Here is a 20792-nt window from a genome sequence, read left to right on the forward strand (position 1 = left end):
CCTGCCCGGCTGCGCGAGGCCGGGCTGGACGACGCCGCCCTCGACGTGCTCCAGGGAGACCCGCCTGCAGGCGTGAGCGCGGACCTGACCTGGGCCCGGGAACCGCAGCACCACATCCTGACCCCCGACGACCCCCGATATCCACCCTTGCTGCGCGAGATCGGCGCACCGCCCGTGGTCCTGTACGTCACGGGCAACGTCGAGCTGCTGTGCGATCCCCAGTTGGCCATCGTGGGCAGCCGCCACCCGACCCCGGGCGGCGCCGAGACCGCCCATGCCTTCGCGGCGCATCTGGCCCGCTCGGGCCTGGTGGTGACCAGCGGCATGGCCCTGGGTATCGACGCTGCCGCGCATCAGGGCGCCCTGGATGCCGGCGGGGCCACGGTGGCGGTGATCGCCACCGGGCCCGACCGGGTGTACCCGTCGCGTCATAGGGAACTGGCTCACCGCATCGCGGCCTCGGGGGCGCTGGTGACCGAGTTTCCCGTGGGCACGGGCGCCCGGGCCGAGCATTTCCCGCAACGCAACCGCATCATCAGCGGCCTCTCCGTGGGAACGCTGGTGGTGGAGGCGGCGGTGGGCAGTGGCTCGCTGATTACCGCCCGTCTGGCCTCCGAGCAGGGTCGGGAGGTGTTCGCGATCCCCGGATCGATCCATAATCCGGTCGCCCGCGGATGCCACAGGCTGATCCGACAAGGCGCCAAACTGGTGGAAACAGCCGACGACGTGCTGGAGGAACTGGCCACTACACTGTACCCGGCGGTGTTTGACTCCGGATCGGAACCCGCTTCCGAGCAGGCGTCTCAACACATTGATTCAGATGAGGATTCTGATCACGTGCTGCTCCGTGAGGCCATGGGTTTCGACCCGGTGACAGTGGATCAGCTGGTCTCGCGCACCGGATTGACCGTCGAAGCCGTTTCCTCCATGCTCCTGCTCATGGAGCTTCGCGGCCAGGTGGCTTCTCTCTCCGGCGGACGTTACATCCGCCATCAAGCCGGAACCCCGAAATGAAAGAAAACGTACTGGACGTGCTGATGTACCTGTTTGAAAACTACGTTGACGAGGAGACCGATATCGAACCCGACCGGATTCAGCTGCAGGACAAGCTGCTCGAGGCGGGGTTTCCCGGCGAGGAGATCGACAAGGCCTTCGACTGGCTGGAGAATCTTGCCGGCCAGGAGCCGCCCATGGGCGGCATCGTCAACGGCACGGCCCTGCGCGTCTACACGGAGAAGGAATCCGAGCGTCTGGACGCCCGTGCCCGGGGCTTCCTGCTGTTTCTGGAGCAGAACGGCGTCCTCGAAGCAGCCACCCGGGAACTGGTGCTGGACCGGATCATGGACCTGGAGGCCGAGGACATCAGCCTCGATCAGCTCAAGTGGGTCACCCTCATGGTGTTGTTCAACCAGCCGGATCAGGAGGCCGCCTATACCTGGCTGGAGAACATGATGTTCGACACCCCGCCCGAGTACCTGCACTGATGCCGATCCAGGGACGCAGGACACCCGTCCATGAGTAAACATCTGGTCATTGTAGAATCCCCCGCCAAGGCCAAGACCATCGAGAAGTACCTGGGACCCGATTTCCAGGTGATGGCCTCCTACGGGCATGTGCGCGATCTGGTGCCCAAGGAGGGCGCCGTAGATCCGGAACACGGGTTCCGCATGAACTACCAGGTGATCGACCGCAACGAGCGCCACGTGGACAACATCGTCAGGGCGCTCAAGAAGGCCGACAGCCTTTTGCTGGCCACCGACCCGGACCGCGAGGGCGAGGCCATTTCCTGGCACCTCCACGAACTGCTCAAGGAGCGCGGCGTCCTGAACGGCAAGGACGTGCGCCGGGTGGTGTTCCACGAGATTACCCAGCGCGCCGTCAAGGAGGCCATCGAACATCCCCGCGGGCTGTCCTTCGACCTGATCAACGCCCAGCAGGCGCGCCGCGCGCTGGACTACCTGGTGGGCTTCAACCTCTCGCCGCTATTGTGGAAAAAGATCAAGCGCGGGTTGTCGGCCGGTCGCGTGCAGAGCCCGGCGCTGCGCATGATCGTGGAGCGCGAGGAGGAGATCGAACGCTTCGTCCGCCGCGAGTACTGGACCCTGGAGGCGGACCTGGACAAGAAGGGCCAGCCCTTCAGCGCCAAGCTGCACACCCTGGACGGCAGGAAGCTGGACCAGTTCGACATTGCCGACGAAACGACCGCGAACCGGGCCCGTGACACGCTGCTCGAGGCCGCCGACGGGCGCCTGCGCGTGTCCCGCGTGGAGAAAAAGCAGCGCAAGCGCAACCCGGCACCGCCCTTCACCACCTCCACGCTGCAGCAGGAGGCGGTGCGCAAGCTGGGGTTCTCCGCCAGCCGTGCCATGCGTGTCGCCCAGCAGCTCTACGAGGGCATCGACCTGGGCTCGGGTCCCATCGGTCTCATTACCTACATGCGTACCGACTCGGTCACGCTGGCCGGCGAGGCCATCGCGGAGATCCGCAGCCTTATCGGTCAGCGCTACGGACGCGACAAGCTGCCCGAGCAGCCGCGCCAGTACAAGACCAAGGCCAAGAACGCCCAGGAGGCCCACGAGGCCGTCCGGCCCACCTCCGTCATGCGCATCCCCGACGAGGTGAAGCGCTACCTGACGACGGACCAGTTCCGGCTCTACGACCTGATCTGGAAGCGAACCGTGGCCTGCCAGATGACGCATGCCACGCTGGATACGGTTTCGGCGGACCTGGCCGCCGGCAGCGAGCGCCACCTGTTCCGCGCCTCCGGTTCCTCGGTGCGCGACCCGGGCTTCATGGCCGTATACCAGGAGGGCCGGGACGACGTCGCCGACGAGAACGACGAGCGCGTTCTGCCGCCCCTCGAGGAAGGCGATATCGTCCGCCTCGGGGAACTGCGCGCCGAGCAGCACTTCACGGAGCCGCCGCCCCGCTACACGGAGGCGAGCCTGGTCAAGGCCCTTGAGGAATACGGTATCGGACGGCCCTCCACCTATGCGAGCATCATCTCCACGCTGCAGCAGCGTGAGTACGTGGAGATGGACAGCAGGCGTTTCATTCCCACGGACATCGGGCGCATCGTCAACGCCTTCCTGACCCAGCACTTCACCCAGTACGTGGACTACGACTTCACCGCCCGCCTCGAGGACGAACTGGACGAGATCTCCCGGGGCGAGAAGGAGTGGGTTCCGGTCATGGAGGGTTTCTGGGATTCCTTCAGGGAGCAGGTGAAGGAGAAAGAGGCCACCGTCACCCGGGCGGAGGCGGTGCAGGCCCGCGAACTGGGCATCGACCCCAAGAGCGGCCGGCCGGTGAGCGTGCGCATGGGCCGCTACGGGCCCGTGGTGCAGATCGGCACCAAGGACGACGAGGAGAAGCCGCGCTTCGCCGGGCTTCCCCCGGGCCGCAAGATGGACGACGTGACCCTCGAGGAGGCGCTGGAGCTGTTCAAGCTGCCGCGGGAGCTGGGCGAAACACCGGAAGGCGAGCCGGTCCTGGTCAACATCGGGCGCTTCGGCCCCTACGTGAAATTCGGCAACCGGTACGCCTCGCTCAAACCCGAGGACGACCCCTTCACCATCGAACTGCCCCGCGCCCTGGAACTGGTGGCGGAGAAGAAGGAGGCGGACGCCAACAAGTACATCCGGGTGTTCGACGAAGCCGGCGTGCAGGTGCTCAACGGGCGTTACGGACCCTACATTACCGACGGCAGGAAAAATGCCCGCATCCCCAAGGACCGCGACCCGAAGAGCCTGACACTGGAGGAATGCCAGGCACTGCTGGCGGCGGCACCCGAACGCAAGGGCCGCCGGGGCGGGGCAAAGAAGAAGGCCGCGCCCGCCGGGAAGGCAGCGGCCAAGAAGGCTGCGCCGAAGAAGAAGACTGCGAAAAGCAAGAAGGCAGCCACAAAGAAGAAGACCGCGAAGAAATCCTCCACGGGCAAATCCGCGGCCAAGCAGCCGTCGGACGCCCGCGAGTCGCGGACCGGCGTCTCCCGCTGAGGCGCCCCCATGCCCCGAATCGGCCGGCTCATCCACAGCGTGCACAAGGCGGCCGCCGTGATCCGGGCCGGCGGGATCATTGCCTATCCCACGGAAGCCGTTTACGGCCTGGGCTGCGATCCGCAGGACGGTATCGCCGCGGCGCGCCTGCTGGCCATCAAGGGGCGGGATCCCGGCAAGGGCCTGATCCTGATCGCCGCCGATGCCACCCAGTTGGAGCCTTACCTGCTTCCCCAGGATCCCGGGATCACTGCGCGGGCCCATGCCGCCTGGCCTGGCCCGGTGACCTGGCTCTGGCCGGCGCGGGAGACGACGCCCTGGTGGCTGACGGGTGACCACGACACCCTCGCCGTGCGCGTCACCGATCACCCGCTCGCCGCCGAGTTGTGCCGCCTCGCCGGCCCCATCGTCTCCACCAGCGCCAACCTCTCCGGGCAGGACCCCGGGCGCAGCGCGGTCGAAGTGGACGCCCAGCTGGGTCCCCTGCTGGACGGCATCCTGGAAGGCGACGTGGGCGGGCGCGACCGCCCCAGCGAAATCCGCGACGTGCGCACCGGCGAAATCGTGCGGGCCTGATCGGGCTTGTGTTTGACCACGAAGCTCACGGAGGTCACGAAGAAAGGCCGAAAGACAGTTTCTCTCGCGAAGACGCAAAGCCCGCCAAGAAGATCAAAGAAGATCTTTTAGAACAATAAAGAGAAATGCGTAGGTTGGGGTGAGCTGCGCGAACCCCAACACAGTGGGCGGGCATCAGGGATCGTGTGTTGGGGTTCGTTTCTCACCCCAACCTATCTGCCCTCGGATTTTCTTGGCGAGCTTTGCGTCTTCGCGAGAGAACAGATCTTTTTCTTCGTGCCCTTCGTGAGCTTCGTGGTTCAAACAGCCTTTTCGGATCCCAATGGGCGAAGATGCCGCCGGTAGCAGCGCAGGGCGCCGATGAGGTTCCAGAGCAGATAGAGCGTGCTGGCGGTCCAGGCGAGGCCGGCGGGCCAGGGGGGGAGTGCGAACAGCACGGACAGGCACAACAGGGCCAGCGCCGTGGTGTAGAGCCACCACTGGATGCGCGCGTGGCGCTGCGGGATGACCTGCTTCATGTTGGGCAGGCCGCGTTGCCCGAGGCCGGCCTCCTGGTTGCGGTTGGTGAGATGCAGCCAGACCAGGAACGGCACGATCTTGTAGAGCATGCCGTTGACGGCCGCGGTGGCGAAACCCGCCAGAAACAGCGCGCCGATCAGCACCTCCAGACGCGGGTCCGGGCGCACCAGCCAGATCATCCAGGCCAGCGCCGCCAGCAGCATTGACACCATGGCCACCCGCCAGAAATCCAGGGTCGGGTCCGATATCCGGCGGCGGCGACGATGCTGAAGCCAGAGGGTCATCCCGGCGAACACCGACAGCACCACCGCCAGCGCCGCGGACAGCCACGGCGAGGGCCACAGGCTCCAGGCCACCAGCAGGGCTGCCAAAAGCGGCACCAGCGTGCGGCGCAGACCGCGGGGATAGGGGGACGTGAGCTGGAACATGGGCACCACCTGGTAGGCCACGCCCATGATGAGCCCCGCGATCCAGAGGATGGCCGCCCAGCCGATGTGCAGGCGGGTGACCGGGTGCGCCACGGGCGCCTGCCATCCGGTACGCCACAGGAGCCACACGGCGAATGTCGCACTCACGGCCAGTGCCAGCAGGGCCAACGCCATGGCCGGGATCGTGTCGTGACGGGATCCGGAGCGCCACAGGGCGCTGCCGCACGCCACGACAAACAGGGCAACCGCTGCCGCCAGCAGCACTGCTCCCGCCTGCAGGGCCCACGGTCCGCCCAGCCCCATGCCGGCCACCAGCAGCACCGTGCCGGGTATCCACAGCCCGTATAGCGCAACGCTCACGCGCGCGGCGGCCGGGACGGGTGCGCCGGCCAGCACGGGCAACAGCTGCTGGAGGGCCCCCAGCATGATGGTGCCCAGAAAGCCCAGTGTCAGCAGGTGCGTGAGCGCCAGCATCTCCCGGGTCCAGCGGGTGGCGAACAGCTCGGCCTGCCCGAACAGCAGGACCAGCGCGCCGGCCAGCAGGAATACCGGAGCGGAGATGAGAAAGGGCATGGGCACGCGCAGGGGCGGCGTTTGCCCGAGGCTCAGGGCGCCGACGTTCATCTAGCTGTGTAACCCCAACAGGTTGTTCACAGGTAAAGCGTAGGAGGCTCTGGCGAAGGAGCGAAGCATATCCTGCGATGCTGATTGTAGGAGCCCGGCCCTCCGGGCGAACGCAGCACGGGTACAACGCCGGTTCGCTCGGAGGGCTGAGCTCCTACAATTGGCCCTGCCTGCCAGCAGCTCACCCCGGATGAACAACGTATTGAGAGACCGCAAGTATCGCGATCCCCGGTGAGATATGCGGGCTATTCCCGCCAGTGTGGCAGGGCGGAGGCGGCAGCCTCCGCGGCCCGCTGCGCGGGCGTGTCATCCTGTCGCCAGATGAACACCTCGCAGTCTTCGCCATGGCGGCGGGTGTCGCTGGCGAAACCCTCCGAAGCCAGCCACGGATACAGGTGCACGGGCCGCATGCGGTGGTGCATGCGCAGGTATTGACCCTCCCGCAACGCCAGTGCCGCCTCGATGGCCCGCTGCAGCGGCTCCGGCGCTTCCAGCGCCGACACGTCCAGCAGGACTTCGCCCATCAGGCGTCCTGCATGCGGGCCAGCAACGCCTGACGGCTGCCCGCAAGCATCCGGTCGGTCATGGGATAGAGCATCTGTTCCTCCTTGGCATTGTGCTGCTGCATCAGGATCAGCAGCGTCTCCGCCATGCCAAGGTAGTCGTCGAAGCGGTCTTCCGCCAGTGCCCCGCTCATGTCCTCGAAAAGCTGGCGCATCTGCTCGTGCTCATGGCGCATCACCGCCGTCGGCCCCATGCGGCTCCCGGAGGCCTCTTCGAAGGCGGGAAAGAGGATCTCCTCCTCCATGCGCAGGTGGTGTTCCATGGCCTCGACGAATCGGGCGTGGGCGTCCGCGGTCCCGCTGTCACGGGCATCGGCGGCCAGTTCCGCGGCAGCGAAGAGCTCGTCGCAGCGGCCGTGATCGTCGCCCAGGTACTGGCTGAATGTGGTCATGGCGGTTCCTCCGTAGCCCACAAGGTATCCGAGTATAGAGGTCGGGTACTTGACCGGGATCAAGCGGTGGTTGTCGGGACACGACACGAGGATGTACCGTGCTGCTTCAATTTCAATTGCACAGACCGCCGCAATGACCGATCGAGTCGCCATCGAACCCGTCATCGATTACCTGACCGGCCTCCAGGAGCGCATCTGCGAGGGTATCAAGGCCGCCGACGGGGACGGCGCCTTCCGCGAGGATACCTGGACCCGGGCCGAGGGGGGCGGGGGGCGCAGCCGGGTGCTGGCCGAGGGCCGGGTGTTCGAACAGGCGGGCATCAACTTCTCCCATGTGGCCGGCGAAAGCCTGCCACCCTCGGCGACGGCGCATCGGCCGGAGCTGGCCGGTCGCCGTTTCCAGGCGACAGGCGTGTCCCTGGTGATCCATCCCCGCAATCCGTACATACCCACCTCCCATGCCAACGTGCGGTTCTTCATCGCCGAGAAGGACGGCGCCGAGCCGATCTGGTGGTTCGGCGGCGGATTCGACCTGACACCCTACTACGGCAACGACGAGGACTGCGGGCACTGGCATGCCGTGGCGCGCCGGGCCTGCGAGCCTTTCGGCGAAGACGTGTACCCTCGCTACAAGAAATGGTGCGACGAGTATTTCTTTCTCAGGCATCGCAATGAACCGCGCGGCATCGGCGGGCTGTTCTTCGACGACCTCAACGAATGGGGTTTCGAGAAAAGCTTCGCCTTCATGAAGAGCGTGGGCGATCACTACCTGGATGCCTACCTGCCCATCGTGGAGCGGCGCAGGGATACGCCCTACGGGGAGCGGGAACGGGATTTCCAGCTGTATCGGCGCGGCCGTTACGTGGAGTTCAACCTGGTGTATGACCGCGGCACCCTGTTCGGACTGCAGTCGGGCGGGCGCACGGAGTCGATCCTCATGTCCCTGCCCCCGCTGGTGCGTTGGCGCTACAACTGGCGGCCGGAACCGGGTACGCCCGAAGCGCGCCTGTATGAGCACTACCTCAAGCCGCGCGATTGGATATAACCCGGATCGTTCACCAAGGTGCCTGCTGACGTCGGTGGTTGTTTGAACCACGAAGGCGACGAAGGAAAAGAATTGTTCTCTCGCAAAGACGCAAAGCTCGCCAAGAAAACCAAGAGAACATCTATGAAAACAAACGTAGAAAATGCGTAGGTTGGGGTGAGCTGCGCGAACCCCAACATGATTGGCGGGGATCAGGGATCGCATGTTGGGGTTCGTTCCTCACCCCAACCTACCTGCTGGGCGTGAGGAAGGCGAGATTCAATATTCAAGGGTCCGTGGCAGGCGACTTACATGGCGGCCACCTGAAGCCCAGTCCTTGTCAACTTTGAATCTTGAATCTTGAATCTTGAATCTTGAACTTCGCCTTCCCCCTCAGTGAATCGTGTCCACGGGTAGGTCGGGCATATCGGGGGCAGCGGCAGCGACCGATGCCGGGGCCCGGGCCAGTGACACGGGGCGGGGGGCGGCCACCGGCGGGCTGATGTGATGGCCCTGGACGAAATCCACGCCCATCACCCTGAGTGCCTTCAGGACTTCATCGCATTCCACGTATTCCGCCACGCTGGTGAGTCCCATGGCGTGCACGATGTCGTTCATGGCGGCCACCATGGCCCGGTCGGAACTGTCTCTGTGCAGTTCGCGCACGAACTGGCCGTCGAACTTGACGATGTCCACCGGCAGCTGCTTGAGGTGCGAGAGCGAGCAGAAGCCGGTACCGAAGTCATCCAGTGCGAAGCGCACGCCCAGCAGGCGCAGGGTGTCGATGAAGCCGCGGGCCGCGGCCAGGTTGAGGATGGCGCATGTCTCCGTGATCTCGAACACCAGGCAGGTTCGATCCACCGTGCTCTCCTGGATCATGTGCTCGATTCTCGACAGCGTGGCCGGATCGCTCAGGGTGCGCCCCGAGAGGTTCACGTTGAGGACCACGTTGCGCCCCTCCGTATGCAGGGCACGCAGTTCGCGCAGGGCCCGGGCCACCACCCGCACGTCGATCTCCGGCATCAGACCGAAGCGTTCCGCGACCGGGATGAATGTCCCCGGCAGCAACAGGTCGCCGTTGCCGTCGTCCAGTCTCAGCAGGACCTCGTATTGCTCCCGGGGATACGGTTCCGATCCGCCCTGGGTCGCCACGATGGGCTGGTATCGCAACACGAAGGCGTCGCGCTCCAGTGCGTCCCGCAGCCGACTCGCGTAGTCCAGATCGCGGCCCATAAAGGCACGCATGTCCTGTTCCGGTTCGTAGACGTGCAGCTGGTTGCGCCCGCCCTGCTTGGCCAGGTGGCAGGCCACGTCGGCGTTGGCCAGCACGTCCGCGGCCGTTTCCGAGCCGCGCCCCAGCCAGGCCGCGCCGATGCTGATGTTGAGCCGGAAGTTGCGCTCCGCCACACGGAAGCTGGTCTCGTGCAGCAGGCGCCGCAGGCCCTCGCTCACCGCGTGCAGGTTCTCGATATCGGTCTGCGGCACGATCGCGGCGAACTCATCGCCGCCCAGGCGCGCCAGCACCACGTCGTCACCCAGGTGCGCGCTGAGGCGCCGGGACACCTCCATCAGCAGGCTGTCACCCACGGTATGCCCGGCGGTATCGTTGACGTACTTGAACCGGTCCAGGTTGAGCAGAAGCACCGCGCTCTGCAGACCGGTGGACTGGCAGCGGGCGTGTTCCGCCTCCAGTGCGCGTTCCAGGTAGCGGCGGTTGTACAGGCCGGTGAGTTCGTCGTGTTCCGCCTGCCAGTGCAGCTGGGCCTCCATGGCCTTGCGCTCCGAGATGTCCTGGAAGGCCACGACGGAACCTGCGTGTCCGTAGGACTCCTCAAGCGGACGGATGCTGCCTTCCACCGGTATCAGCCGACCCGACTGGTGCCGGAATACCGTCTCCCATCCCGCGTAGACGCTGCCCCGGGCATAGGTCTGGCTCAGGGGACAGCGTTCCGGCAGCACGGGGTGACCGAGGCGGTTGATGCCGTGGAAGATTTCGTGTGCCGATCGGCCCAGGACGTCCTGTGTGTCTTCGATGCCCAGGATGCGGCAGGCCGTGGCGTTGATGAACGTGATGTTTCCCTGCCGGTCGACCCCATAGATGCCGTCGCCCGCCGACGTGAGGATGGCCTCCAGGCGCGAGCGGCCCGCCTCCGCGGCCTTGTGCGCCAGGATGGAGCGCCACAGGGCGCCGATACGCGCCAGGAACAGGCTTTCCGCCTCGTTCTTGAACAGGCACTCCACCGCCCCCGCCTCCAGGCAGTTGCGGATCACCTCGTCGTTGTACACGCCCGTCAGCACCGCCAGTTCCATGTGTGCCGTGCGCGGATCGGCGCGCAGACGGGCGCACAGCCGGTCGCCGTTCTCCTCCGGCATGAAGTAATCCACCACGGCGAGATCGAAATCGCCCCGGGACGCCAGTTCGAAGGCGGCCGCCGGGTCGGCACAGGATTCCACCTGGTAGCCCTCGCGCGTCAGCAGGCGGTGGTAGAAGAACCGCACGCTGTGGGAGTCATCCACGAGCAGGATCCGGATGCCCCGGTCGCCGCGGGCCGGTTCAACGGTCGACGGTTTGAGCAGCAGTGACAGGGTACCGCCGGCCTCGTGGTGGTCGTCCCAGGGCACGACGGCCGAGAGCCGCCGCTCCTGGGCCCACGCCACCAGGGAATCACCCAGTTCCTGGGCCAGCAGCACGACGGCGAGATGGGCGTTTTCGGGATCGCTCAGGCAGGCCAGCAGCCGGTGTGCTGCCTCGCTCGGAACCACCGGCCAGCCGAGCAGGACCCCGTCAAAATCCGGAGGGGAGGTCCTGTCCATGAGGCGCGCCAGCGCAGCGGCGGGGCTTTCGAACGCCACGGGCTCGAACCCGTGCCGTTCCAGCCCGCGGCACAGGATGTAGCGTAGCGTTGTCGACTCCTCCACCACGACGATGCGTTGCATGTCGCGCCCCATCTTCCTCAGGTAATCCCTTGAATTATGTCACATACCATCTGTCCACCGGCAGATCCCGCGACCCCTTTTGGGCCAGTGCGCCGACGGACGGTAGTGCGGCCCTATTGAATCACACGTCTCTCTTGCTCAAATGGTTCCCGCCAATCAACAGGATTCGTCACGTTGGTGGTCCGACTGCCGAACACGCGATGCACGACAAGCGGCGTTCCGCTATCCTGTCGCTGGCCGCCGAGGGCGGCTGTCCAGCCCCCCGGAGTTCCCCCGATGCCCCAGTACAACGGTTACTTTCCCCTCTCACGGCCCCGGCGCATGCGCCGCGACGCGTTCTCGCGGCGCCTGATGCGCGAGCACCGGCTCAGCGCCGATGACCTGATTCAGCCCGTATTCGTGCTGGAGGGCAGGGGGCGGCGGGAGCCGGTGCCGTCCATGCCCGGTGTGGAGCGTCTGTCCGTGGATCTGCTGTGCCGGGAGGCGGAGGCCTGCGCCGCGCTCGGTGTGCCGGCCATGGCGTTGTTTCCCGTCACCCCCCCCGAGGCCAAGAGCGACGACGCCGCCGAGGCCTACAACCCCGAGGGGCTCGCCCAGCGTGCCGTGCGTGCCCTCAAGGACGCCGTACCGGACATGGGCGTGATCACGGACGTGGCCCTGGACCCGTTCACCACCCATGGCCAGGACGGACTCATCGACGAGACCGGCTACGTGATGAACGACGAGACGGTCGAGGTGCTCATCCAGCAGGCCGTGTCCCATGCGGAGGCGGGCGCCGACGTGGTGGCACCTTCGGACATGATGGACGGGCGCATCGGTGCCATTCGGGAGGCGCTGGAGGAAGGGGGCCACATCCACACCCGCATCCTGGCGTACTCCGCCAAGTATGCGTCCAGTTACTACGGCCCGTTCCGAGACGCGGTGGGGTCCGCGGCGAATCTCGGCGCCGGCAACAAGTACACCTACCAGATGGACCCCGCCAACAGCGACGAGGCCCTGCGCGAGGTGGCCCTGGACCTGGAGGAGGGTGCCGACATGGTCATGATCAAGCCCGGCATGCCCTACCTGGATATCGTGCGCCGCATCAAGGACGAATTCGGTGCGCCCACCTTCGTGTACCAGGTGAGCGGCGAGTACGCCATGCTCAAGGCCGCCGCGCAGAACGGCTGGCTGGACGAACGCGCCTGCATGCTGGAGGCCCTCACGTCCATGAAGCGCGCCGGCGCCGACGCCATCCTGACATACTTCGCACGCCAGGCGGCCGAGTGGATTAAAGACAGTGGCTAGTCTCAAGTGGCAAGTGGCAAGGAAAATCAAGGGCCGTTCCCCTCTCCCTCAGGGAGAGGGCTGGGGTGAGGGTGGTGTTCCTTGCCACTTGCCACTTGCCACTTGCCACTGAATTTATGGATTCCTACGCAGTCATCGGCCACCCCATCGGCCACAGCAAATCCCCCCATATCCATGCGCTGTTTGCGGAGCAGACCGGGCAGGCCATGCGCTACGGGGCGGTGCTGGCGCCGCTGGACGGGTTTGCGGATACGGTGCGCCGGCTGGTGGGCGAGGGGTATCTGGGCTTCAACGTCACCGTGCCGTTCAAGGGCGAGGCCTTCGATCTGGCGGACCGGCTGACGGATCGTGCTCTCAGGGCCGGTGCCGTGAACACGCTCAAGGTGGAGGATGACGGCCGGCTGCTGGGCGAGAACACCGACGGGGTCGGTCTGGTCGCGGACCTGACCCGCAACCTGGGCATGGAACTGAGAGGCCGGGAAATCGTCTTATTGGGCGCGGGCGGCGCGGTGCGGGGTGTCCTGGCGCCGCTCCTGGCCGAGGCCCCGGCCGGGCTGCACCTGGCGAACCGTACCGGCAGCCGTGCCGAGCGGCTGGCCCGCGATTTTGCTGAACTCGGACCCGTCACGGGCGGGGGGCTGGACAGTCTTGCCGGGCGTCGCGCCCATCTGGTCATCAACGGCACCTCGGCGGGTCTCGATGACGAGGTGCCGCCCTTGCCCGACGACCTGTTGCATCCGGGCGCGAACTGCTATGACATGATGTATGCGGACCGGCCCACGGCCTTTCTGCGCTGGGCAAAGGCACATGGTGCGGGGCGCACGGCGGACGGACTCGGCATGCTGGTGGAACAGGCGGCGGAGTCGTTCGCACTTTGGCGTGGCGTACGTCCCCGTACCGAGCCCGTGATACGTGCGCTGCGGCCGGTTCAGCCCTGATTCATCAATGAGATTCAAGATTCAAGATTCAAGATTCAAGATTCAAGGTTCAAGGTTCAAGGTTCAATGGTTTGGGGCACGCACCCTTGAATTTTGAATCTTGAATTTTGAATCCCGAGCTTGAACCGCCTCTACCGGAGATATCCATGAAGAAGCTGCTCGTCACCCTTTTTGTCGCCGGCGTTGTCGTGTTCACCGGCTGTACCACGACCGACCCGTATACCGGCGAGCAACGCACGGCGCGCGCCACGCAGGGCGCCTTGATCGGCGCCGCTGCGGGCGCTGTCATCGGCAATGTCACGGGACGCCGGGATCGTACCAAGCGCGCCATGATCGGCGCGGGCATCGGCGCGCTCGCCGGTGCCGCCGTGGGTAACTACATGGACCAGCAGGAGGCCGAACTGCGGCAACAGCTGGAGGGTACCGGGGTGAGCGTCACCCGCGACGGTGACAACCTCATTCTCAACATGCCCGGCCACGTGACCTTCGACGTCAACCGCGACGAAGTGAAATCCGAGTTCTACGAGGTGCTCAACTCCGTGGCCATCGTGCTCAAGAAGTACGACAAGACAGCCGTCGAGGTGGCAGGCCATACGGACAGCACCGGGACCGTGGAACACAACATGGGTCTGTCGCAGCGGCGTGCCGACAGCGTGGCCCGCTATCTCGCCGGCCAGGGCATTCAGCCCGTGCGCATCGATACCATCGGCTTCGGGCCGCACCGGCCTATCGCGGACAACAGCACCGTCGAGGGCCGCGCGCTCAACCGGCGCGTGGAACTGACCCTGATCCCCCTGACCTGATCACCGGCAAATACGCCCCGGCGCGCCTGCGAGGTGCGCCGGGGTGTTTTCGTATGCGCAACGGGTGCTCAGCCCGCATGACTCGCGACACCGGGTGACACGATGTTGTCTATTCTCAGGGTGTACGCAACCATCGGGGAGTACCGGTCATGGATCGCAGAACCGCAGGCAATGTCGTCATCGAATGCGTCACCGGCGACATTGTTCGTCAATCCGACATGGACGCCGTCGTCAACGCAGCCAACGCCGAACTGCGCCCAGGGGGCGGCGTGGCCGGGGCTATCCATCGCGCGGCGGGGCCGAGCCTCGATGAGGCATGCCGCGAGTTCGCGCCCATCGCACCCGGCGAGGCGGTCATCACCAGCGGATATCAGCTCCCCAACCGCTTCGTGATCCACTGTCTCGGCCCCGTCTACGGACGCGACGAGCCGTCGGATGAACTGCTGGCCGCCTGCTATCGCAATGCCTTGCGGCTGGCCGAGCAGGCGGAGATTCGCGGGGTCGCGTTTCCGGCGATCTCCACGGGCGCGTTCGGCTTTCCCATGCAGGCGGCCGCACGCATCGCGATAGGCACTGTTGCCGGCGAGGCGCCGGACCTTCACTCGGTGCGTCATGTGCGCTTTGTGCTCCATGATCCGAAGGATCAGGCCCTGCACGCCACCATTCTCCGGGAACTGGTCAAGTAACGTATCTCCGGCTCACGGCAGCCCTGGAGGAATCAGCGATGAGCGGCAACCGGCCGCAGATGACCCTAACGCCCTGTGACAGGCACCTGGCCCTGTTCACCGACCTGTACGAGTTGACCATGCTGCAGGCCTTCTACGAGGAAGGCATGGAGGCGCAGTCGGTGTTCAGTCTGTTCGTGCGCAGGCTGCCCCCGCAACGCAACTTTCTGCTCGCCTGCGGGCTGGATTCGCTGCTGGGACAGCTGGAGGCGCTGCGTTTCGAACCCGAGGACCTGGACTGCCTGGCATCACTGGGACCGTTCTCCCGGCGCTTTATCGAGCGGCTCGCCGACCTGCGCTTCACCGGTGACGTGTACGCCGTGCCCGAGGGCACCCCGGTGTTTGCCAATGAACCGATCCTGGAAGTGGTGGCGCCCCTGCCCGAGGCCCAGCTGATCGAAACCCTGGTGATGAACCAGATCAACCTGCAGACGGTGCTGGCGTCCAAGGCGGTGCGACTGGCGATGGCGGCGAACGGCCGCCCGGTGCTGGATTTCGGTGCGCGGCGCATGCACGGGCTGGATGCCGCCATCAAGGGGGCGCGTGCCTTTCACATCGCCGGAGTGGCCGGCACGTCCGACGTGCTGGCCGGGCGCCTCTACGGCCTGCCGGTGCGCGGCACCATGGCACACAGCTACATCCAGGCGCATGAGTCCGAGGCCGCCGCGTTCGAGGCGTTTGCGCGGCTCTACCCCGAAACGGTCCTGCTGGTGGACACCTATGACACGCTGGACGGTGTGCGTGAGGTCATCCGACTGGCCGACAGGCTTGGGGACGATTTCCGGGTGCGTGCGGTGCGGCTGGATTCCGGGGACCTGGGCGCGCTCTCGCGGGAAGCGCGCGCCCTGCTCGACGCGGCCGGACTCGGACGCGTGGAGATCTTCGCCAGCGGCGGCCTGGACGAGCGCGCCATCGATGCGCTGCTGGCCGGCGGCGCGCCCATTGACGGCTTCGGGGTGGGGACGAGCATGGGTGTCTCCAGCGACGTACCGGACCTGGACATCGCCTACAAGCTGGCCGAGTACGACGGGAAGGGGCGACTCAAGCTCTCCAGTGGCAAACCCATTCTGCCCGGGCGCAAGCAGGTGTTCAGGACCGTGCGCGATGGTTTTCTCGCGGGCGACGTGATCGGGCGCTTCGAAGAGGACCTGCCGGGCGAACCGCTGCTGGTGAAGGTGATGGCGCACGGCAGGCGCCTGGACAGTCACGAACGGGACCTGGAACGTCTGCGGGACCACGCTGCCGCCTGTATTGCCACGCTGCCCGAGTCCCTGCGCGGGCTCGAGCCTGCCGAGCCGCCCTACCCGGTCAGCGTCAGTGACGCGCTCGCCGAGCACCAGCGGGCGGTGCGCGACGCGATCGCGAGGCGGTCCTGATACGATCGTGATGGCCGCGGAGGGCGCGCAGGAAGCATCCCCGTGTTGTCGGGGAGAGCTCTGTCATCAACCCGATCCTCCCGCCTGTTCCGAAGGTTCCGGCGGGCACTGATACGATGAAGGAGGCGTTTCCATGCCAGCTATCCAATTCAGAGCCGGTGACGCACTCATCCTCGTGGATCCCCAGAACGATTTCTGTCCCGGGGGTGCTCTGCCCATCGAGGGCGGTGACGGCATCATGCCCGAACTCAACCGCTGGATCGATGCGGCGGTGGCCGCGGGTGTGCCGGTGTTCGCCTCGCGGGACTGGCATCCCGAGGGGCATCTCAGCTTCGAGTCCCAGGGCGGGCCGTGGCCGCCCCATTGCCTGCAGGACACCGAGGGGGCGGCGTTTCATCCCGCGCTCAAACTGCCTGCATCGGTGATCAAGGTCACCAAGGGCGTGCGTTTCGACCAGGACCAGAACTCCGCGTTTGACCAGACCGGTCTGGCCGAAGAGCTGCGCCGGCACAACGTGTCCCGTGTGTGGGTCGGCGGGCTCGCGCAGGACGTGTGCGTTGCGGCCACCGCGCTGGACGGCCGCAAGGCCGGCTTCGACGTGGTGCTGATCGCCGAGGCCACCCGTCCGGTGACACCGGAGGGTGGCCGTGAATCCATGCAGAAGATGCGCGAGGCGGGCGTTCAGGTGACGTCGGATGCCTGAGCGTCCGATGCAGGTGCGCCTCATCGCGCTCGAGGAGGTGGTGGCCGCCTGCGACCGACTGGCGCGCGCGGTGCTCGATAGCGGCTTTCGGCCCGACACCGTGGTCGCCATCGCCCGGGGCGGCTTCATGCCGGCACGCTTCCTGTGCGATTTTCTGGGCATCTCCACCCTCATGAGCATCAAGGTGCGCCACTACGAGGCCGGTGGGCAGCGCGCGGGCGACGCCGTGGTGGACTGTCCGCTGGGCGGCGACGTTTCCGGCCGCAAGGTGCTGCTGGTAGACGACGTCAACGACAGCGGCGAGACGCTGCGCGCTGCCCTGCCCTACCTGCGTGATCTTGATCCTACCGACCTGCGCAGCGCCGTTCTGCACGAGAAGTCCACCACCGCGTGTTCGGCGGACTTCACCGCCGAAGTGATGCGCCAGTGGCGCTGGGTGCTCTATCCCTGGGCGGTGGTGGAGGATGTCGGACAGTTCATCCGCGACATGGACCCCGTGCCCGACACCATGGATGCGATCCGCGCTGCACTGCAGGAGAAACATGATCTGACCCTTTCCCCGCAACAGCTTGATCGCGTCATTCGCTATAACCGGCTGCGGGTCAAGGCTTCTGTTTAACCACGAAGCTCACGGAGAAACCCAGAAAAGAATTGTTCTCTCGCGAAGACGCGAAGCCCGCTAAGAAAATATTCAAGGATTGCTCTTTAGAATATCGCCAGTTCGATAGGGCGGGCTGTGCCCGCCGATACAGCTCGGTCCCGCGGGATCAGGCGGTAGCCACGGGCCGCCCTATGTCGTGCAGGTCGGGCGGAGCGAAGCGAACTCCGACCTGCGACAGCAAGCATTTCTTGGCATTTCTTGGCGGGCTTCGCGTCTTCGCGAGAGAACAACGCTTTTTCTTCGTGCCCATCGTGAGCTTCATGGTTAGAACAGCCTTTCAGGCTTAGCGACCCATGTGCCGGTTCTTCAGCCGAACGTAGTGCTCGGCCGAGTAGTGCAGGTACTCGCGTTCACGGTCCGTGAGTTCGCGGACGCGGCGTGCCGGGCTGCCCTGCCAGAGATAGCCGCCTTCCAGTTGCTTGTTGGGGGTGACCAGGCTGCCGGCGCCGAGCAGCGTGTCCGGGGCGACGACGGCGCCGTCCATGACGATGCTGCCCATGCCGATCAGGCAGCGATCGCCGATGGTGCAGGCGTGCAGCACCACCTTGTGCCCCACGGTCACGTCGTCTCCGATGGTGAGCGCCAGCCCACCGGGCACGAAGCGGCTGTCATGGGTCACATGCAGCACCGATCCGTCCTGAATGTTGGTGCGCGCGCCGATTACGATACGATGGATATCTCCACGCACCACCGTCATGGGCCAGATCGAACTGTCTGCCCCGATGGTCACGTCCCCCACCACCAGCGCCATCTCGTCCACCCACGCACTGGCGTGAATGTCCGGCACATGCCCCTCAAACGATCGAATCATTCATCTCTTCCTTGCCACTTGAGACTTGCCACTTGCCACTGCCTCACCGCAGGGTCACCAGCTCTTCCGCACTCGTAGGATGCAACGCCACCGTGTCGTCCAGATCCCGCTTCGTGGCGCCCATGCGGATGGCCACGGCAAAGCCCTGCAGCATCTCGTCGGCACCGGGGCCGATGATGTGTGCCCCCACCACCTTCTCCTTCGCACCCACCGTGACCAGTTTCATGGCGCTGGCCACCTTGCGCTCCGTGAGCGCGTGAAACATGCCGGTGAAGCGGGTCGAGTAGACCTTGACCGCCGCCCCGTGGGTTTCGCGTGCCTCGTCCTCGGTGAGCCCCACGGTGCCGATGGGCGGATGGCTGAACACGATGCTGGGGATGTTTTCGTAGTCCAGGCGGCGCTCCGGCTGCCCGCCGAACAGGCGGTCCGCGAGGCGGCGCGCGGCGGCGATGGCCACGGGCGTGAGTGCGGGTGCGCGGGTCACGTCGCCCACCGCATAGACGCCCTCCACGTTGGTGTTCTGGTATGCATCCACCGGTATGTAACCCTCGCCGTCACGAATGACGCCCGCCGCCTCCAGCCCAAGCTTGTCGGTGTGGGGTCGGCGGCCCACGGCCCAGATGACGGCGTCGAACTCGCCACCGCACTCGCCCTGTTCGCATTCCAGCGCGATACCGCCGGGGCGCTTGTGCAGCGCGGAGATCGTGGTGCCGGGCAGGATGTTCACCCCGTCGGCGAGCATCTGCTCCATCAGGGTGTCGCGCAGCATCGCGTCGAAATTGCGCAGGAAGGTCTCGCGGCGCAGGTACATGCTCACCCGGGAGCCCAGTGCATTGAGCACCCCGGCCAGCTCCACGGCGATATAACCCGCGCCGATCACGGCGACCCGTTCCGGCTGTTCCTCCAGGGCGAAGAATCCGTCCGAGTCGATGCCCAGTTCCGCCCCCGGCAGGTCCGGGATCAGGGGCCGACCGCCGACACCGATGACCACGTGCTCGGCGCTGATGCGCCGCTCGCCCACCGCCAGCGTGTGTGCGTCCAGAAACCGGGCTCTGCCGGGGATCTCCGCGACCTCGGAGTCCTCCAGGTAGGTGTGGTACCAGGTGTTGATGGCGCTGATGTACGCCTCGCGCTTCTGCACCAGTTCCCCCCAGTCGAAGCCGCGACGGTCCACGTCGAAACCGTAGTCAGCCGCATCGTGCAGGTTGTGCGCCAGCTCCGCCCCGTACCACATGATCTTCTTGGGCACGCAGCCCGCGTTCACGCAGGTGCCGCCCAGCCGGTCGGCTTCCACCACCGCGCAACGGGCGCCGTGCCGGGCCGCACGCTCGGCCACCGACAGGCCGGCGCTGCCGCCGCCAATGGCGATCAGGTCAAAGTGTTCGGACATGGGCTCTCCTCGGGAGCAGGGATTCGTTTGATACACTTTACGGCCCCTGCAACCGGAAGCGAAAGCCCATGCCCCACGCCCTTGAACGACTCAAGGCGTATGCACTCCTCGTTCGACTGCACCGCCCCATCGGGATCTACCTGCTGCTGTGGCCGACGCTTTGGGCGCTGTGGGTGGCGGCCGAGGGGTGGCCGCGGACCGACGTGCTGCTGATCTTCGTGGCCGGCGTGGTGCTCATGCGCTCCGCGGGCTGCGCCATCAACGACTTCGCCGATCGCAACATCGATCCCCACGTGGCGCGTACCCGCGAGCGCCCTCTCGCGGCCGGCCTGGTGTCCCCGAAGGAGGCGCTGGGCGTGGCGCTCGCACTGTGCCTGGCGGCGTTCGTGCTGGTGCTGTTCCTGAACAGGCTCACCATCCTGCTGTCTCTGGTGGCGGTGGTGCTCGCGGCCAGCTACCCGTTCATGAAGCGGCTGCACTATCTGCCCCAGGTACACCTGGGTGCCGCCTTCGGCTGGGCCGTGCCCATGGCCTTTGCCGCCCAGACCGGGGAGTTCCCGCCGACCGTGGCCTGGCTGATGTTCATTGCCACGGTGCTCTGGGCCACGGTGTATGACACGTTCTACGCCATGGCTGACCGCGAGGACGACCTGCGCCTCGGAGTGAAGTCCACCGCCATCCTGTTCGGCGAGTCGGACCGCATGATCACGGGTGTCCTGCAACTGCTGCTGCTGTGGTGCCTGTGGCTGGTGGGCCGCGAGGCCGGTCTCGGGCTGTGGTACTGGCTGGGCCTTGCCCTGGCGGCGGGCTTCGCCCTCTACCAGCAATACCTGATCGTCGAGCGCCAGCCCGCGGCGTGTTTCCGCGCATTTCTCAACAACCACTGGTTCGGGGCTGCGGTGTTTGGGGGGGTGTTCCTTGATTACGCGCTTCGCGCGTAATCAAGGAAGGATGAAGGTGGAAGGATGAAGGATGAACCCAGAGCGTAACCCCCGATTCCCCTCCCCTCATGGGGAGGGCCAGGGAGGGGTGGTTTC

The 20792-nt window shown here is 66.0% G+C and carries 19 protein-coding genes; 13 read left to right on the forward strand and 6 right to left on the reverse strand.

Annotated features, from left to right (window positions below; all coding sequences use genetic code 11):
- The 4 genes from dprA to tsaC all read left to right on the forward strand — a co-directional run.
- Positions 1-1014: DNA-processing protein DprA (gene dprA, locus B1C78_RS02225; RefSeq protein ID WP_139349776.1), on the forward strand; the 1014-nt coding region annotated here is incomplete at its 5' end.
- Positions 1011-1484, forward strand: a complete 474-nt coding sequence (locus tag B1C78_RS02230) for a Smg family protein (protein WP_077277514.1) — start codon at positions 1011-1013, stop codon at positions 1482-1484. The genes dprA and B1C78_RS02230, both read left to right, overlap by 4 nt.
- A gap of 30 nt (positions 1485-1514) precedes the next feature.
- The gene (locus B1C78_RS02235; protein ID WP_077277515.1) at positions 1515-3998 is read left to right on the forward strand and encodes a DNA topoisomerase I; all 2484 of its coding nucleotides are present in this window, start codon (positions 1515-1517) and stop codon (positions 3996-3998) included.
- Positions 3999-4007: 9 nt separating this feature from the next.
- The gene (tsaC, locus tag B1C78_RS02240; RefSeq protein ID WP_077277516.1) at positions 4008-4574 is read left to right on the forward strand and encodes an L-threonylcarbamoyladenylate synthase type 1 TsaC; all 567 of its coding nucleotides are present in this window, start codon (positions 4008-4010) and stop codon (positions 4572-4574) included.
- 299 nt (positions 4575-4873) lie between these two features.
- Here the strand turns inward: tsaC and B1C78_RS02245 are convergent, their stop codons facing one another.
- From B1C78_RS02245 to B1C78_RS02255, 3 genes are all read right to left on the reverse strand, one after another.
- A complete protein-coding gene (locus B1C78_RS02245) occupies positions 4874-6145 on the reverse strand; it encodes a hypothetical protein (protein WP_077277517.1) in 1272 nt (423 codons plus the stop codon).
- Between the two features lie 245 nt (positions 6146-6390).
- On the reverse strand, positions 6391-6669 hold the full coding sequence (locus B1C78_RS02250; protein WP_077277518.1) for a DUF2249 domain-containing protein: 279 nt from the start codon (positions 6667-6669) through the stop codon (positions 6391-6393).
- Entirely contained in the window at positions 6669-7100 is a 432-nt protein-coding gene (locus B1C78_RS02255; protein ID WP_077277519.1) for a hemerythrin domain-containing protein, read from the reverse strand. The genes B1C78_RS02250 and B1C78_RS02255 overlap by 1 nt, the downstream gene beginning before the upstream one ends.
- 133 nt (positions 7101-7233) lie before the next feature.
- Here B1C78_RS02255 and hemF point away from each other — a divergent pair, with 133 nt between their 5' ends.
- Positions 7234-8145 (forward strand): oxygen-dependent coproporphyrinogen oxidase, encoded by a 912-nt coding sequence (hemF, locus tag B1C78_RS02260; RefSeq protein WP_077277520.1) that lies wholly within the window; start codon positions 7234-7236, stop codon positions 8143-8145.
- 372 nt (positions 8146-8517) lie between these two features.
- Here the strand turns inward: hemF and B1C78_RS02265 are convergent, their stop codons facing one another.
- A complete protein-coding gene (locus B1C78_RS02265; RefSeq protein ID WP_077277542.1) occupies positions 8518-11061 on the reverse strand; it encodes a GGDEF/EAL domain-containing response regulator in 2544 nt (847 codons plus the stop codon).
- A 276-nt stretch (positions 11062-11337) separates the two neighbouring features.
- Here B1C78_RS02265 and hemB point away from each other — a divergent pair, with 276 nt between their 5' ends.
- The 7 genes from hemB to B1C78_RS02300 all read left to right on the forward strand — a co-directional run bounded on the left by hemB (position 11338) and on the right by B1C78_RS02300 (position 17512).
- Positions 11338-12348 carry a porphobilinogen synthase gene (hemB, locus tag B1C78_RS02270; protein WP_077277521.1) on the forward strand — a complete coding sequence of 337 codons (1011 nt, stop codon included), beginning with the start codon at positions 11338-11340 and terminating at the stop codon, positions 12346-12348.
- Between the two features lie 116 nt (positions 12349-12464).
- Complete coding sequence (gene aroE / locus B1C78_RS02275; RefSeq protein ID WP_077277522.1) at positions 12465-13286, forward strand: shikimate dehydrogenase; 822 nt, start codon at positions 12465-12467, stop codon at positions 13284-13286.
- Between the two features lie 146 nt (positions 13287-13432).
- Positions 13433-14089 carry a YiaD family glycine zipper/OmpA-like lipoprotein gene (locus B1C78_RS02280; RefSeq protein ID WP_077277523.1) on the forward strand — a complete coding sequence of 219 codons (657 nt, stop codon included), beginning with the start codon at positions 13433-13435 and terminating at the stop codon, positions 14087-14089.
- A gap of 149 nt (positions 14090-14238) precedes the next feature.
- The gene (locus B1C78_RS02285) at positions 14239-14775 is read left to right on the forward strand and encodes a macro domain-containing protein (protein WP_077277524.1); all 537 of its coding nucleotides are present in this window, start codon (positions 14239-14241) and stop codon (positions 14773-14775) included.
- A gap of 38 nt (positions 14776-14813) precedes the next feature.
- The gene (locus B1C78_RS02290) at positions 14814-16190 is read left to right on the forward strand and encodes a nicotinate phosphoribosyltransferase (protein WP_077277525.1); all 1377 of its coding nucleotides are present in this window, start codon (positions 14814-14816) and stop codon (positions 16188-16190) included.
- Positions 16191-16323: 133 nt separating this feature from the next.
- On the forward strand, positions 16324-16893 hold the full coding sequence (locus tag B1C78_RS02295) for a nicotinamidase (RefSeq protein ID WP_077277526.1): 570 nt from the start codon (positions 16324-16326) through the stop codon (positions 16891-16893).
- Positions 16886-17512, forward strand: coding sequence for a phosphoribosyltransferase (locus tag B1C78_RS02300; protein ID WP_077277527.1), 627 nt, complete (start codon positions 16886-16888; stop codon positions 17510-17512). Before B1C78_RS02295 ends, B1C78_RS02300 begins: the two co-directional genes overlap by 8 nt.
- A gap of 325 nt (positions 17513-17837) precedes the next feature.
- On the opposite strand, the gene B1C78_RS02305 is transcribed toward B1C78_RS02300, so the two are convergent.
- Together B1C78_RS02305 and gorA are read right to left on the reverse strand one after the other, a co-directional pair.
- Positions 17838-18365: a gamma carbonic anhydrase family protein gene (locus tag B1C78_RS02305; protein ID WP_077277528.1), complete on the reverse strand. Its 528-nt coding sequence runs from the start codon at positions 18363-18365 to the stop codon at positions 17838-17840.
- Between the two features lie 43 nt (positions 18366-18408).
- Entirely contained in the window at positions 18409-19755 is a 1347-nt protein-coding gene (gene gorA, locus B1C78_RS02310; protein WP_077277529.1) for a glutathione-disulfide reductase, read from the reverse strand.
- A 68-nt stretch (positions 19756-19823) separates the two neighbouring features.
- Between gorA and ubiA the strand changes: the two genes are divergently transcribed.
- Entirely contained in the window at positions 19824-20696 is an 873-nt protein-coding gene (ubiA, locus tag B1C78_RS02315; RefSeq protein WP_077277530.1) for a 4-hydroxybenzoate octaprenyltransferase, read from the forward strand.
- Positions 20697-20792 lie beyond the last annotated feature (96 nt).

The sequence above is a fragment of the Thioalkalivibrio denitrificans genome (assembly GCF_002000365.1).
Taxonomy (GTDB): Bacteria; Pseudomonadota; Gammaproteobacteria; order Ectothiorhodospirales; family Ectothiorhodospiraceae; genus Thioalkalivibrio_A; species Thioalkalivibrio_A denitrificans.

Excerpts from the sequence above, each read along its gene's own strand:
- hemB (WP_077277521.1), top strand. The coding sequence starts at position 11,338 with ATGCCCCAGTACAACGGTTACTTTCCCCTCTCACGGCCCCGGCGCATG.
- hemF (WP_077277520.1), top strand. The coding sequence starts at position 7,234 with ATGACCGATCGAGTCGCCATCGAACCCGTCATCGATTACCTGACCGGC.
- B1C78_RS02300 (WP_077277527.1), top strand. The coding sequence starts at position 16,886 with ATGCCTGAGCGTCCGATGCAGGTGCGCCTCATCGCGCTCGAGGAGGTG.
- B1C78_RS02255 (WP_077277519.1), bottom strand. The coding sequence starts at position 7,100 with ATGACCACATTCAGCCAGTACCTGGGCGACGATCACGGCCGCTGCGAC.
- B1C78_RS02235 (WP_077277515.1), top strand. The coding sequence starts at position 1,515 with ATGAGTAAACATCTGGTCATTGTAGAATCCCCCGCCAAGGCCAAGACC.
- B1C78_RS02265 (WP_077277542.1), bottom strand. The coding sequence starts at position 11,061 with ATGCAACGCATCGTCGTGGTGGAGGAGTCGACAACGCTACGCTACATC.
- aroE (WP_077277522.1), top strand. The coding sequence starts at position 12,465 with ATGGATTCCTACGCAGTCATCGGCCACCCCATCGGCCACAGCAAATCC.
- ubiA (WP_077277530.1), top strand. The coding sequence starts at position 19,824 with ATGCCCCACGCCCTTGAACGACTCAAGGCGTATGCACTCCTCGTTCGA.
- gorA (WP_077277529.1), bottom strand. The coding sequence starts at position 19,755 with ATGTCCGAACACTTTGACCTGATCGCCATTGGCGGCGGCAGCGCCGGC.
- B1C78_RS02285 (WP_077277524.1), top strand. The coding sequence starts at position 14,239 with ATGGATCGCAGAACCGCAGGCAATGTCGTCATCGAATGCGTCACCGGC.
- B1C78_RS02295 (WP_077277526.1), top strand. The coding sequence starts at position 16,324 with ATGCCAGCTATCCAATTCAGAGCCGGTGACGCACTCATCCTCGTGGAT.
- B1C78_RS02250 (WP_077277518.1), bottom strand. The coding sequence starts at position 6,669 with ATGGGCGAAGTCCTGCTGGACGTGTCGGCGCTGGAAGCGCCGGAGCCG.
- tsaC (WP_077277516.1), top strand. The coding sequence starts at position 4,008 with ATGCCCCGAATCGGCCGGCTCATCCACAGCGTGCACAAGGCGGCCGCC.
- B1C78_RS02305 (WP_077277528.1), bottom strand. The coding sequence starts at position 18,365 with ATGATTCGATCGTTTGAGGGGCATGTGCCGGACATTCACGCCAGTGCG.
- B1C78_RS02280 (WP_077277523.1), top strand. The coding sequence starts at position 13,433 with ATGAAGAAGCTGCTCGTCACCCTTTTTGTCGCCGGCGTTGTCGTGTTC.
- B1C78_RS02290 (WP_077277525.1), top strand. The coding sequence starts at position 14,814 with ATGAGCGGCAACCGGCCGCAGATGACCCTAACGCCCTGTGACAGGCAC.
- B1C78_RS02230 (WP_077277514.1), top strand. The coding sequence starts at position 1,011 with ATGAAAGAAAACGTACTGGACGTGCTGATGTACCTGTTTGAAAACTAC.
- B1C78_RS02245 (WP_077277517.1), bottom strand. The coding sequence starts at position 6,145 with ATGAACGTCGGCGCCCTGAGCCTCGGGCAAACGCCGCCCCTGCGCGTG.